The 14085-nt window shown below is 31.6% G+C and carries 10 protein-coding genes; 8 read left to right on the forward strand and 2 right to left on the reverse strand.

Features of this window, described 5'->3' with window-relative positions; genetic code table 11:
* Positions 1-14 precede the first annotated feature (14 nt).
* The gene (locus ABD715_RS03750) at positions 15-1010 is read left to right on the forward strand and encodes a PorP/SprF family type IX secretion system membrane protein (RefSeq protein ID WP_344786729.1); all 996 of its coding nucleotides are present in this window, start codon (positions 15-17) and stop codon (positions 1008-1010) included.
* Here the strand turns inward: ABD715_RS03750 and ABD715_RS03755 are convergent, their stop codons facing one another.
* Positions 1011-3005 (reverse strand): M1 family metallopeptidase, encoded by a 1995-nt coding sequence (locus ABD715_RS03755; RefSeq protein ID WP_344786730.1) that lies wholly within the window; start codon positions 3003-3005, stop codon positions 1011-1013. It lies immediately after the preceding gene.
* A 107-nt stretch (positions 3006-3112) separates the two neighbouring features.
* Between ABD715_RS03755 and recG the strand changes: the two genes are divergently transcribed.
* The 4 genes from recG to ABD715_RS03775 all read left to right on the forward strand — a co-directional run bounded on the left by recG (position 3113) and on the right by ABD715_RS03775 (position 9422).
* A complete protein-coding gene (recG, locus tag ABD715_RS03760; protein ID WP_344786731.1) occupies positions 3113-5215 on the forward strand; it encodes an ATP-dependent DNA helicase RecG in 2103 nt (700 codons plus the stop codon).
* A gap of 48 nt (positions 5216-5263) precedes the next feature.
* Complete coding sequence (locus ABD715_RS03765; protein WP_344786732.1) at positions 5264-5845, forward strand: MiaE family protein; 582 nt, start codon at positions 5264-5266, stop codon at positions 5843-5845.
* 294 nt (positions 5846-6139) lie between these two features.
* Positions 6140-8566, forward strand: a complete 2427-nt coding sequence (gene pheT / locus ABD715_RS03770) for a phenylalanine--tRNA ligase subunit beta (protein WP_344786733.1) — start codon at positions 6140-6142, stop codon at positions 8564-8566.
* Between the two features lies 1 nt (position 8567).
* Complete coding sequence (locus ABD715_RS03775; protein ID WP_344786734.1) at positions 8568-9422, forward strand: phosphatase PAP2 family protein; 855 nt, start codon at positions 8568-8570, stop codon at positions 9420-9422.
* An 81-nt stretch (positions 9423-9503) separates the two neighbouring features.
* On the opposite strand, the gene ABD715_RS03780 is transcribed toward ABD715_RS03775, so the two are convergent.
* The gene (locus ABD715_RS03780; RefSeq protein ID WP_344786735.1) at positions 9504-12188 is read right to left on the reverse strand and encodes a choice-of-anchor D domain-containing protein; all 2685 of its coding nucleotides are present in this window, start codon (positions 12186-12188) and stop codon (positions 9504-9506) included.
* A 154-nt stretch (positions 12189-12342) separates the two neighbouring features.
* Here ABD715_RS03780 and ABD715_RS03785 point away from each other — a divergent pair, with 154 nt between their 5' ends.
* From ABD715_RS03785 to ABD715_RS03795, 3 genes are all read left to right on the forward strand, one after another.
* Complete coding sequence (locus ABD715_RS03785) at positions 12343-12585, forward strand: putative signal transducing protein (protein ID WP_344786736.1); 243 nt, start codon at positions 12343-12345, stop codon at positions 12583-12585.
* A 35-nt stretch (positions 12586-12620) separates the two neighbouring features.
* Positions 12621-13313 carry a hypothetical protein gene (locus ABD715_RS03790; protein ID WP_344786737.1) on the forward strand — a complete coding sequence of 231 codons (693 nt, stop codon included), beginning with the start codon at positions 12621-12623 and terminating at the stop codon, positions 13311-13313.
* 302 nt (positions 13314-13615) lie between these two features.
* Complete coding sequence (locus ABD715_RS03795) at positions 13616-14077, forward strand: TPM domain-containing protein (protein WP_344786738.1); 462 nt, start codon at positions 13616-13618, stop codon at positions 14075-14077.
* The last annotated feature ends 8 nt before the right edge of the window (positions 14078-14085 follow it).

Here is a 14085-nt window from a genome sequence, read left to right on the forward strand (position 1 = left end):
CCTAAAGCAGAACGATGAAATTTAAAATTATAATCACACTATTTATTTGTTGTTTTTCTACTTTTGTAAAAGCGCAAGATCCCATTTTTTCTCAATACTTTTTAGTTCCAGAAACCATAAACCCCGGTTTTTCTGGTTTTGAAGATGCCACATACTTTGGTATTATGCACCGTACACAATGGCCAAATCTTAACTTAAAAGTAGAAACCGAATATGCTTTTTTTAATACCTGGGTAGAAAATTTAGGTGGATTGGGATTTAGCATTTTAAATCAGCACGAAAGCAATACCAATTACAATCATCTTCAAGGTAATATAAACTACGCCTACCATGTTAAATTAGCTAATGCATGGTATTTTAGACCCGCTGTAGAGCTAGGTTTTGGTGCCAAATCGTATAATTTTAGGAATCTGGTTCTTTCAGATCAAATAAATATTGGCACAGGCACTATTAACCCTGTTTCCTCAGATGTTTTTGCATTAAATGCTAATAGAAATATTATGTTTTTCGATTTTACAGCTGGCTTTGTTTTCGATAAAAAAAACACAAGTAACGATACCGATTTATGGATTGGTGCCACATTTAAACATTTAAACAGACCAAATATTTCGTTTGTAGAAAATAACAATGTGCCTCTAGATATTTTCTATTCGCTACATGCAAATTATAAATTTCCTTATTATGATAGAAACGATTTTCTTTTATCTGCAAATTATATGCAGCAAGGCGAATTTAATAGATTAGATTTAGGAGCAACCATGAAAATAAATAAACTTTTTTTAGGAGCAATAGCGGTTACAAACCCTGCAAAAAACAACAATAACAGTTATTTCTTAACGTCTGTAAACGGACTTATAGGTGTTGAGTTCGAAAAATTAAGATTCGGATTCTCTTACGACATAAACACATCAAACATAGGAAGAACAGATGGTGTTTACGAGCTTTCTATAACCTACCTAGCAGGATGTTTAGTTTGTAGAAATCCTGCAAGACTTGAGCGTAGAAAATAATTAGTTTGTTTTTAAAAGTGTTTTAGCAAATTTTGACAACCTCCAATTATGATGCTTAGTTGCCTCTTGTAAATGCGCTTTACATGCAGTGCCACAAGCTTGTATTTGATTAAGATATTGAAAAGCACTTTGACGAATATCGGCTCCATATTTAGAACTTGTATAATCGGTTAATTCATCAAAATATTGTTTTTTGTTTTTAACCTCAAAATCATCAGTAACTAAAGCTAAGGTTAACCAAAGCATTCTCACATTTTTATCGTTAAAACCAATAATATGCTTAGTTTTATTTAAGTAAATTATACGATCTTCTGGAAAATTACTCCACAAATTAAACAACATCGTTTCTATAGTTACATAAGAAGCATCATCCAAAAGTGTCTCAAAACCTTCTTTTAAATGCAAAGGTATTTTAGATACCGTTTGTGCTATAGCTTGACGTAATTTTAGGTTTTTAGAGTTTAATCCATCAAGAATAATACGATTATTTATAAGTTCTGGTTTAATATTTAATAAAATTTGAGATTTAATTTTAAAACTATGTGCTATATCAAAATACCTACTATCTTTTATATTTGATGTATTTTCTATAGTAGACAACTCTGCTTTAAGTTCCAAAAACGCTTTAATTTCTGTAGATTTTCGTTTTAAATAATCCAAACAAAACTCGTTTTTAAATGTTTTATTAACAAGCCAAGCCTCAACAAAATCACTTAAATCTATCTTGCTCACCTGCTCTACTTCGGTAATAAAATCTTGAGTAGCTACATTTTTATATTTATGTTTAAGTAAATAATTTTTAACCGCAGCTTTAAAAGCTTTATCGCCTACACGATCGCGAAGTATTTCTAAAACCCAAGCTCCTTTTTTATAAAATGTTGTGCTACTCGATTTAGGGTTAAGTATTGATGTGCTAGCGCCTGCAAGCTCTTGTGCTAATAGCTCTTTAGTGTAGTCATACAAGGTCCAATAGTAATAATTATCTCCAAAAATGTCTTTCTCTGCTAAAAGCGCATAATAGGTTGCAAAACCTTCTTGTAACCAATGGTGCGTGCCAGATGTTTCTGTAACCAAATCTCCAAACCATTGATGTGCCAATTCGTGAGCATTTACGTTTACATAATTTTTATCGACAAAAGCTATAGAATCAGTTAAAAAGGCATCAGAAAAAATGGTTGTACTAGTGTTTTCCATTCCTGCATACAAAAAATCTTTTACAGGTACTTGTTTGTAATTTTGCCAAGGATAAGTCACACCTATTTCGGCTTCTAAGAAATCAAACATTTGTTTTGTGTAACGGTAAGTAGGCTCAAATTTTAGAGAATCTTTTGGGTAATAATACATCTCTAAAGGAATGCCACTTTTAGAATAGGCTGTTTTTTTACTGTATTTACCAATAGCAAAAGCAAGCAAATAACTAGACATTGGTTTTTGCATTTTATATTGCCAATTAATTAAAGTATCGGTTATGTTTTTATTTGTAAGCTTTCCATTCGCAATTACCTGATAATCTTTACTAAAAGCAATGTTTAAATCGAATATTACTTTTTCGTTCATATCATCAAAACTAGGCAACCAATTGCTCGTGTATTTACCTTGGCCTTGTGTCCATACTTGCTTATTACCGCCTTCGTTATTCCAATCAATAAAATACATGGCTTTTTTGGGGTGTGTTTTCCATGTTATTGTAACCTTATGCTTTGTTCCTGTTTTAAATTTGCTTTTTAAAATAAGTTGCTTTTTATTATAAACAGTTTTAAACCTCTTGCCATTTAACGTTGCACAAATAGTATCAATTTTTTTTGCATCAAAATAAATAGAGTCTGTATTTTTTAAAACATCGAATTCGTAAGTTACTTTACCAAAAACAGTATTACTTTTTAAATTACCAAAAGTTATATTGGTATTAGCAGTTTTAAAATCTACATATGATGTTTGTTGTGCGAACACAGTTAAATTGATTAATAAAAAGAGAGTGAATAATGTTTTTTTCATATTAAAACTACAACAAGTATTAGACCAAAATACGCTTTTAATAACTATCTTAAAAGTTCGATTATTATAGATTTTCAGATTCATAAGAATTAATTAAATTCGCTTTTATGTCTGTTAACCTTCAAACTCCTATAGATTATTTAAAAGGCGTTGGTCCAAACCGTGCCGATTTGCTTCGAAAGGAATTGGGTATACACACATATCAAGATTTAATTAATTTATTTCCAAACAGATACATTGATAAAACGCGGTATTATAAAATAAAAGAATTACAGCGTAACACATCTGAAGTACAAATAGTAGGCAAAATAGTTGGTTTTAAAGAAGTGGCACAAAAGCGAGGAAAACGTCTTGTAGCTACCTTTCAAGATGAAACAGGCACTATAGAATTGGTTTGGTTTCGTGGGCAAAAATGGATAAAAGAGAATCTTAAACAAAATTTACCTTACGTTATTTTTGGAAAAATAAACTGGTTTGCTGGTAAATTTAACATGGCTCATCCCGATATAGAAACTGTAACAGCGCATAAGTCTGGTATAAGTATTGGCATGCAACCTATATATCCATCTACAGAAAAATTAGCGACACGTGGCATAACAAACCGCATGATAATGAAAATTATGCAGCAAGTGTTTGTAGAATCTAAAGGGCGTTTTGTAGAAACGTTAAACGATAGTTTGTTAGCCGAGTTAAAATTAATTAATAAAAGTAGTGCACTTTTAAACATACATTTCCCAAAAAATCAAGAACTATTAGCTCGTGCTCAATTTAGGTTAAAATTTGAAGAATTATTTTATATTCAGCTACAACTCATACTTAAAAATTTAATTCATAAATCTAAAATAAAAGGGTTTCCTTTTGATAAAGTTGGAGACAACTTCAATACGTTTTTTAAAGAGCATTTACCCTTCGAATTAACTAATGCACAAAAGCGTGTTTTAAAAGAAATTCGTGCAGATATGGGTAGTAATGCACAAATGAATAGACTTTTGCAAGGCGATGTAGGTTCTGGAAAAACCATTGTGGGCTTAATGTCAATGTTAATAGCTATTGACAACGGTTTTCAAGCTTGCTTAATGGCTCCTACTGAAATTTTGTCAGTTCAGCACTATAATGGTTTGCATAACCTTTGTAAAAACTTAAATATCAACATATCAATACTAACAGGTTCAACTAAAACTTCAAATAGAAAAGTAATTCATGAGGCTTTAGAAAATGGTGAGTTAGACATATTAATTGGTACGCATGCACTACTAGAAGACAAGGTTAAATTTAAAAACTTAGGACTCGCTATTATTGACGAACAGCACCGTTTTGGAGTTGCACAGCGAAGTAAATTATGGAAAAAAAACACGTCGCCTCCACATGTTTTGGTTATGACAGCAACACCAATTCCTCGTACTTTAGCCATGTCTGTTTATGGCGATTTAGACATCTCTATAATAGATGAATTACCTCCTGGCAGAAAGGCCATAAAAACGGTACATCGATATGATAATAACCGCTTAAAAGTTTTTAAATTTATTAGAGACGAAATAAAATTAGGCAGACAAATTTATATTGTTTATCCGTTAATTAAGGAAAATGCAACCATGGATTATAAAGATTTAATGGATGGTTACGAAAGTATTTCTAGAGATTTTCCAATGCCAGAATATCAAATATCTATTGTACATGGTAAAATGAAACCTAATGACAAAGAGTACGAAATGCAACGGTTTATAAAAGGCGAAACCCAAATTATGGTTGCCACAACCGTAATAGAAGTTGGCGTTAACGTACCTAACGCATCTGTTATGATTATTGAGAGTGCAGAGCGTTTTGGCCTATCGCAACTACACCAATTACGAGGTCGTGTTGGTCGTGGTGCAGAACAAAGTTATTGTATTTTAATGACGGGGCATAAATTGAGTAGCGACGGTAAAACACGCTTAGAAACCATGGTAAGAACTAGCGATGGTTTTGAAATAGCAGAAGTAGATTTAAGACTTCGCGGACCTGGTGATATTATGGGAACCCAACAAAGCGGTATTTTAAACCTTAAAATAGCCGATATTATTAAGGATAATGATATTTTGCAACACGCACGTTATCATGCAAAAAAGGTTTTAAACGAAGACCCTTCGCTATCTAAAACAGAAAATCAAGTTATTTTAAATACGTATAGATCTTTAAGCAAGTACAAAAATATTTGGAATTATATTAGTTAGAGTAAACTATTAATGAGGTAATAATTACTTTTGTAAAAAATTAAAAACATGTTAGGATTAAAATTAGCTACAGACCCTCGCTGGGTAAACATTGTAGAATCGAATATAGAAGAGATTTTAACAGACCATGCATGGTGCGAGCAAAAAGCTGCAACAAATGCTATTACTATAATTACACATAACTCTGAACATGAAGATTTAGTAACAGACTTACTATTGCTTGCTCAAGAAGAATTAGAGCATTTTAAAATGGTACACGATATCATAAAAAAAAGAGGTTATAAGCTTGGCAGAGAGCGCAAAGACAGTTACGTAAACGAATTGTATAAATTTATGAACAAAGGTGGAAGTAGGTTGCAAAGTATGGTAGACAGACTCTTATTTTCTGCCATGATTGAAGCTAGAAGCTGCGAGCGTTTTAAACTACTATCTAAAAAAATAAAAGACCCAGAATTATCTAAATTTTATCATGATTTAATGATTAGCGAGGCTGGACATTACACTACTTTTATTGGCTTTGCCAGAAAATATGGAAAAGATATAGATGTAGATAAACGCTGGCAGGAGCTTATTGATTTTGAAGCTGAAGTGATTCAGAATTACGGTAAATCTGAAACCATTCATGGATAAAAGTCCAACCGCGATTAACGATTGGACTTAAAAACTGATTGTAATTTGATTGATGACTATTTTGATATTAAAACCAAAAACAATTAATAGTCAACAAATTAAACATTTAAAACATACAACTATGTTATAAATAAGTTAAAGACATACAGTTTAACATGTCTTAAACTTTAAATATATATTACGCCCTTGTTTTTAATTAAATAAAAATTAATTAACAAGCACATAAAACACCTAGCATTGTTTGAATGCTAACTTCAATATTTTATCTTTGCTGCCTTAAATAGCAAATATTACATGAAGATTTCATACAACTGGATAAAACAATTTATTAAAATTGATTGGACACCAGAACAAACAAGTGAATTACTTACAGACTTAGGATTAGAGGTTGAAGGTTTAACACCTTATCAATCTGTAAAAGGAGGATTAGAAGGTGTTGTGGTTGGCGAAGTGTTAACTTGCATTAAACACCCTAACGCAGATAAATTAAACATAACAACTGTAAATATAGGTAAAGAATCTCCTTTACAAATTGTATGCGGAGCGCCAAACGTTGCTGCTGGGCAAAAAGTTCCTGTAGCTACAATAGGCACAACGCTTTATACAGATGAAGGCGAAGCTTGGACCATTAAAAAAGGTAAAATTCGAGGCGAAGAAAGCCATGGAATGATTTGTGCTGAAGACGAATTAGGTCTAGGCAAATCTCATGATGGTATTATGGTTTTAAGTGAAAACATACCTGTTGGAACCCTTGCAGCAGATATTTTTGATATAGAAAACGATCTGGTTTTCGAAATAGGCTTAACACCTAACAGAGCTGATGCTATGAGCCACTACGGTACTGCTAGAGATTTAAAAGCAGGACTTATTCAAAAAGATACCAAGTTAGAACTTATAACACCATCTGTTAGTGCTTTTAATGTTGAGAACAGAACATTAAAAATTGATGTCGATGTTAAAGATAAAGATTTAGCACCACGCTACTGTGGTGTTACCATTTCTGGTATTAAAGTTAAAGAATCGCCAGAATGGATACAACACCGCTTAAAAGCTATAGGCCTTACTCCTATTAATAATGTGGTAGATGCAACCAATTATGTACTACACGAATTGGGTCAGCCATTACACGCATTTGATGCTGCAAAAATTACCGACAATAAAATTGAAGTAAAAACAGTAGAAGCTGGCACTAAATTCGTTACTTTAGATGGTGTAGAACGCGAGCTACACGAAGATGACTTAATGATATGCGATAGTGAAAAACCATTGTGTATTGCAGGTGTATTTGGAGGTTTAGATTCTGGAGTGTCTGAAAACACAACAAGCATTTTCTTAGAAAGCGCATACTTTAATCCGGTAAGCGTGCGTAAAACAGCAAAACGCCATGCCTTAAACACAGATGCTTCTTTTAGATTTGAAAGAGGTATAGATCCTAATATTACAGAATACGCTTTAAAACGTGCAGCTTTATTAATTCAAGACGTTGCAGGAGGCGATATTACTAGTGATATTACAGATGTATATCCGTCAAAAATAAAAGATTTCGAAGTGCGTTTAAGCTTTGAGAATGCTAGAAAACTTATTGGAGAAGAAATTCCTAAAGAAACCATTAAACGTATTCTAGCATCTTTAGATATTAAAGTAAATAATGTTACAGAAACAGGCTTAGGCTTAACCGTACCTGCATATAGAAATGATGTACAACGTGAAGCTGATATTATAGAAGAAATTTTACGTGTTTACGGTTACAACAATATTAAAACAACCACTAAGCTAAACGCATCTATAGCAAGTACATCGCGTTTTGAAGATTATAAAATTCAAAATGTTGTAGGCGATCAATTAGCAGCTCAAGGCTATTACGAAATACTATGCAACTCTTTAACAAATCCTAGCTACAACAATTTAAGCGAGCAGTTAAAAGACGAACACAACATTACTATGCTAAACCCTTTAAGTAACGATTTATCTGTATTAAGACAGTCGTTATTGTTTTCTGGTTTAGAATCGTTAGCACATAATATTAACAGACGCCAATTAAATTTAAAAATGTTTGAATTTGGCAAAACATATCATAATTATAACGACAAACGCGAAGAATTTAAGCACTTAACACTTTTTATAACAGGTAATAAAAATGCTGAAAACTGGACGTCGCCAAACCAAAAAGGAGATTTCTTTTTAATGAAAGGAAGTATTATCGCTATACTTTCTCGTTTAGGAATTTCTAGATACAACGAATCTGTTATAAAAAGCGATTTATTTAGCGAAGGTTTATCTTTAAGCTTAGGAAAAACTAAAATTGTAGATTTCGGACTCGTAAAAAAGTCTATTTTAAAACATTTTGATATTTCGCAAGAAGTAGTTTTTGCAGATTTTAACTGGGATAACATTTTAGAAATTGTAAAACGAAACAAAGTATCGTTTAAACCTATTACCAAATACCCTGAAGTTAGAAGAGATTTTGCTTTACTATTAAACGACGATGTTATGTTTGAATCTATTAGAAAAATAGCAAAACAAACAGAAAAACAATTATTAAAAGAAGTAAGCTTATTTGATGTTTACCAAGGTAAAAACCTGCCAAAGGGAAAGAAAAGTTATGCGGTTAGCTTTACCTTACAAGACGAACATAAAACACTTAACGATAAGCAAATAGATAAAATTATGTCTAAATTGCAAAAAAACTTCGAAAAGCAATTAGGCGCAGAACTAAGGTAACATGAATTTTAAAAAAGTATTATACCTGTGTATCTTTGTATTTCTATTTGTGTTTAAAATAAATGCACAACAAGAAAAACCTAGCGATACAGCATCTATAGGCAAATTAGCTATTTACGATTTAAAGCAAAGTGTAAAAGGGATAGGCTATTCTTTTTCTAGACCAGCACATTGGAAAAAGAAAGATTTTACCACCTTAGGCACCTTTTTAGTAGGAAGCCTTGCTTTATCTACTATAGATGATGAAGCAACTGATATGTTTTTAAAAAACGAAAAACATGTTCCTAATTTTTTAATGGAAGCAGGGCAACGTTTTGGTAAACCTCAATTGTATTTTGCAACTAATGCTGCGCTTTATGGTGTTGGACTTTTTACAAAAAACGAAAACTTACGACGAACTAGTGTGCTAATAATATCGTCGTCTGTAACAACAGGTGTTATTCAAAGCCTATCTAAAACGCTTATTGGTAGAGCAAGACCTACCGGGATTTCTCAAGGGCTAGATAGTAGAGATTTTAAATTTTGGGCTGATGATGCTGGTTTCCACTCTTTTCCGTCTGGACACACTGTTTTATCTGTAACCATGGCACATGCAATAGCCAAACAATTTAACAACACATGGACTAAGGTTGGTATTTATGCCTTAGGCTCAATTTCGCCTATGTCTCGCTTATTTGCTGGCGCACATTGGTTAACAGATGTTGGCGCAGCTGCTTTTTTAAGTATTGTTGTTGTTGATGCTGTTGATAATTTTTTATTTAAAACAAAAGCATACGATTACCCTCAAAAAGAGAAAAAAATAGCTTGGAACTTTTCTTTCTCTGGTAACAAAGTTGGTGTTATTGGGAGGTTTTAATTATTAAATTGTATTAAACATAAAAAAAAAGGACTTATAACAGTATTAATTATAAGTCCTTTTTTTATGTTTACAACACTCCTATTTTCTTGTGTAAGTCATCGTGCCTTCTGTGTAACCACCCCAAATACCACCAGGCATGTCCATTGTATAAGTGCCTTCAAACTTAGTTCCATCTTCATTTAAAGTTCCTGTATACTTATAAACTCTTCCGTTAAAATAACTACCAGAACTATTAGTCCTTACATCTATTGTTAAAGTTGTTCCATCAAACTCCAGTTTATTTCTATAAATAGACTCAGAATTAGTATAAAAACTAAACTCAACCGAACCACAAACCACATCTGCAGGACAAAAACCTGTTGCACCTTCTAAAAACTCGACATCTCGTTCGTTTAACACGCTATGCATTTCGCAGTTTGGATTTACACTATCTGACCTAGCAGGTTTACACTCTGTAATAGTACTTTCTCCAAACCATATACCTTCAATACTAATAGTCTCATTTATACCTGTTCCAGATAGTTGAATTTTATTATTTATCTCATCTACATCATTTAGTATATTTAGTGTTGTGTTACCATAACTCTTAGCTATTGTTGGGTTAAAAGTTATAATTATTTCCTTTTTCATAGATGGAGATAAAACACCGCCATTAACCCATCCAGTTGCTGTAAAACCCTCTGGCAAATTAGGAAAAGCTTCAACATTAATAGATTTATTTAAATTATAATTGCTAATAAATAATGTTCTAGTTGGTGGTGTTTCTGGGTTAACTACAACGTTGCCAAAATCTAAATTACCCTCAAGTGTAATAGTATCATCTGTTCCCTCTCCTGTAACATCTATAGTGTTATTAACATCATCTATATTATTTACAACTTGAATAGTACCATTATAGTTCTTAGCCTCTGTTGGCTCAAACACAACAATAATAGTTTGACTTTCTTTGGGCTGAATTGGTTTGTACTCCCATGTAGAAGTATAACCATCTGGTAAATTGATAGACGAAATATTTAGAATTTCATCAGAATTATTTGTTATCGTTAAGGTTTCCCCCTTAGTTGTATTAACTCTAATATCTTCAAATACCATATTTCCATATAAAGCTATAGTACTTGGAGGTGTTAAAGTTATCAATACATCTTTAATTACTGTTGATGTAAAGTTTGGTTTTATCTTTACAACAGACTCTTCGGTTCCCATTTCCATTTTCACATTTAAAACACCTTCTGTGTTTGTATAAATATGAGAGCCATTATTAAATCCGTTATCAGATATTTTAGCGTCACCAGAAGTAATTTCTGGAGTAAATGGCAAGTTACTAGGCTTAGACCACTCATCAATTTGTGTAAACAATGTTTCTATAATACCATTATCAACATCATAACTTCTAGTTAATTCCTCAATTTTTTTAGTATAAACATGTTCTGTTTCTGAATCTCCTTCAAATTTAACTTCAGCCTGTTCTTCATCTTGTTTTAAATGCCCAAAAGACACTCCATTATAAAAATTACGTTTTTCTTCTCCTGATATTTCAGACGCTAAATAATCTCGTAGAAATAAAACTAATGTAGATACATCTTCAACCGTACTTAAATATTTTGTCGCGGTACTACCTAACAGTTTTAAATACAATTTTGAGTTTGATGTAGCACTTAAACATTGGCTAAAAGCCTTCGTTGCCGACTCACTTAAACCTATTAATATACCAATTAACGCACTGGTTTCTGGAATTTCCCTTTTAATTGCTAATTGAGAAGCTTTTGTATAAACGTCTGCCATTACCTGTGTAGTAGCATCTGTGCAATTTTTCTCTAACTTTAATGTTTTTAAACTAAAAGGAAGTATATACCCAACCATGTTTGCTGCTAGGTTTGCATTGTTTTTTTCTGCTATAATGTTATTCAATTCTGAATCTACACCATTTCCATTTGAAAAAGAAATATTATAAGCACCATCGTCTTTTAATTTAAAAGATTCAACTTTCACTTCATTATTATCAGTAAAAAACTCATCATAGGCCCAAGAAATAATTGATACAGGAGAAAACACTAAGCTTTTACTTTTTAACATTGTAGATTTTAATACCGTTTTACCAGTAGTTTCATTTTTTATACTAACCCCAAATGCTGCATAAAGTGATATTTCGTTTAACCATGATATATTTCCTTCTCTATCGTAAGTAAATTTAAATGCTTCTGCTTTTACGTCTTTATTTTTAGATGTAAAAGATTCTTTTATTACCACACTAGTACTTTTTATTAACTTAACAAACTCAGGATTGTCTACAGGAGAAAGATTATTACTTAAACTACTAACTACAAGTTTTTTCATTTCATTATAATCTTCGCTTACCTTAATTCCTGATAGCACAACCGATTCTTCAATGCCTTGAATGGCTATCTCTGGATAGGTTAAAAAATAAAAGAGGAGAATATCATCTATTGTTACCTTATTTGTTTTTAGTGTGTGTGGAAAATACCCAAATAACACATCTTCATCTTGAACAAATAAAACGGGTAAGTTTTCTACCCCATTATCAATATATGGATTCTCGAAAATTCCGTCTGTTGATATTTCATTATTAAAATCTATTGTCAATGCAGAAACAGATTCGTAATTAATAGACTCTAATCCTTCAACCGTAATTTTTACTTGAGTTGGTTCTGGTTCTTTTACATAAAAACTAGGATCTATTGGTTCTATACTATTATTACAAGAAAATATAATAGCAAAGAATAAAAAGTAAATACTTTTCTTCATTTTTAAATTATTTATTATTAATAGCTTATCAAATATAAAGCTTTGATACGCTAAAGCAAATACCTATTAGTAGGTATTTGATTAAATGCATTTTAAAACCGCTTAAATCATATTTTATTCGTATATTTAATAGAACCCATTAATACATAGCATTATGCAAAATTCAAATTATATAAAAGTATTTACAGGCAATTTTATAATGGCACAGCGTATTGTAAACGATTTAGAAAAGGAGAACATTAACGCTGTGGTTAAAGACGAAGAAAAATCTGCAAGACTTTCTGGTTTTGGCACTACCATTCTTGGGCAACAAGATTTATTTGTTCATAAAGACGAATTAGAAAAGGCTACATTAATTATTAAACGCTTATCGGAAGAATTAGAAACTTATATGTAGTTATATTTGTGTTGTGCAACAATTAAAACCAAACTATGAAGAACATTACTTTACTATTGTTTTTTACCATAACATTAGCATTTTGTCAAGAGAATAAAAAGAAAGCTGACGTAACTGACGATTTTGAAAAATCATATAAAGAACAAAAAGACGCTAATTTATTACCTGAACACACCGAGCATTTTGATTCGATAACAAATTTATACTCTAACTATAAATACAAAGTATCATTTGACGCACCAAATCATTGGTCTTCAGATGCAGGAGTTTCAGAACATACAATTTTTCGAACTTTTCAACCAGATTCAGCTATTACCTTCGCAATTAATGTTATTGAGTTAAAAGTGGCTGAAAATGAAAAAACACCTGACATATGGGAAATGTATCAAATCCAAAAAGAAAAAATGGATTATACATACAAGGTTTTGATACCGAAACAATTCAATTCAAAAGCAGAGGATTTTAAAGCAAGTAAAACGTACTTAAAAAATAAAACCACACTGAAAAGACAGTTTAAATATTTGGTACGTGAATTAGATTTAGAATATTATAATACATCAATAGTTTATCAAACTTTGATTGACAATCTATCGTATACATTTAGTCTCGATGTTCCAACTATGTTTTATGACGAAAATCCGAGTTTTTATGACAATCTTATACGAAACGTTTCATTCCTTTATGGTAAAGACGATGTGAATAAATACTTGAATAAAAAAGGAAACTAAAAATGGACAATAGACAACTTGCAAACGAAGTAAACTCATTGAAAGAAACAATGGAATCTCTAATTATGGAAATTCAATACTTGCGAAATGACCTTGAAACAGCAAGTAAAGAAAATGAAGGAATGAAATAGAAGAAGCTTTAATAAACGCAAAATAACAGTTGCTAACAATGGCTATAAGTAATTGCTTCTTCTCGCCTACTTCTGAAAATCCTCGCGGATTTTCAGCTTGGTGTGTACTTGTAAAGTTAAGTGCTAAACCACGCAACTACTCATAGCCGAGACCGTTGTAAACAATACCGAATGAACCCGACTTTCAAAATAATATTCATTGCTTTTTTGACTATTTATAGCTGTAAAACAAAGCAAAATGAAAAAACAGAACCGAATACTAATCCTCCAAAAGTTGAATTTTCAGAATATGATTTAGGAAAAAGTGATTTACCAAAACTGAAAAGAGAAGTAAATGACTTTGAGTTTATTTTCACTCTTGAGCAACTGGAAAAATTGACTTTAATTATTAGAGATTTTGAGAAAAACTCGTCTAATCAAATAGCTATTGTTTCCATAGATTCTATTAGAAATTACACGGATTTTGACAAGTTTGCGGTGGACTTATCAAATTATAACGGAATTGGATTGAAAGTGTCTCGTCCTGAAATATGGCTACAGGTTAAAATTGAATTTACGCTGATAATTTATATACCATATTTGGTGTTTTATAATCTAAAGATAAGTGTAATCTTATTTCATTGTATAAATTAATTGCATTT

Source organism: Postechiella marina, assembly GCF_039538365.1.
Classification (GTDB): Bacteria; Bacteroidota; Bacteroidia; order Flavobacteriales; family Flavobacteriaceae; genus Postechiella; species Postechiella marina.

What these genes read in the sequence shown, in the direction of transcription:
- pheT (WP_344786733.1), top strand. Translation starts at nt 6,140, where the DNA reads ATGAAGATTTCATACAACTGGATAAAACAATTTATTAAAATTGATTGG.
- ABD715_RS03750 (WP_344786729.1), top strand. Translation starts at nt 15, where the DNA reads ATGAAATTTAAAATTATAATCACACTATTTATTTGTTGTTTTTCTACT.
- ABD715_RS03755 (WP_344786730.1), bottom strand. Translation starts at nt 3,005, where the DNA reads ATGAAAAAAACATTATTCACTCTCTTTTTATTAATCAATTTAACTGTG.
- ABD715_RS03765 (WP_344786732.1), top strand. Translation starts at nt 5,264, where the DNA reads ATGTTAGGATTAAAATTAGCTACAGACCCTCGCTGGGTAAACATTGTA.
- ABD715_RS03795 (WP_344786738.1), top strand. Translation starts at nt 13,616, where the DNA reads ATGAACCCGACTTTCAAAATAATATTCATTGCTTTTTTGACTATTTAT.
- ABD715_RS03775 (WP_344786734.1), top strand. Translation starts at nt 8,568, where the DNA reads ATGAATTTTAAAAAAGTATTATACCTGTGTATCTTTGTATTTCTATTT.
- recG (WP_344786731.1), top strand. Translation starts at nt 3,113, where the DNA reads ATGTCTGTTAACCTTCAAACTCCTATAGATTATTTAAAAGGCGTTGGT.
- ABD715_RS03780 (WP_344786735.1), bottom strand. Translation starts at nt 12,188, where the DNA reads ATGAAGAAAAGTATTTACTTTTTATTCTTTGCTATTATATTTTCTTGT.
- ABD715_RS03785 (WP_344786736.1), top strand. Translation starts at nt 12,343, where the DNA reads ATGCAAAATTCAAATTATATAAAAGTATTTACAGGCAATTTTATAATG.
- ABD715_RS03790 (WP_344786737.1), top strand. Translation starts at nt 12,621, where the DNA reads ATGAAGAACATTACTTTACTATTGTTTTTTACCATAACATTAGCATTT.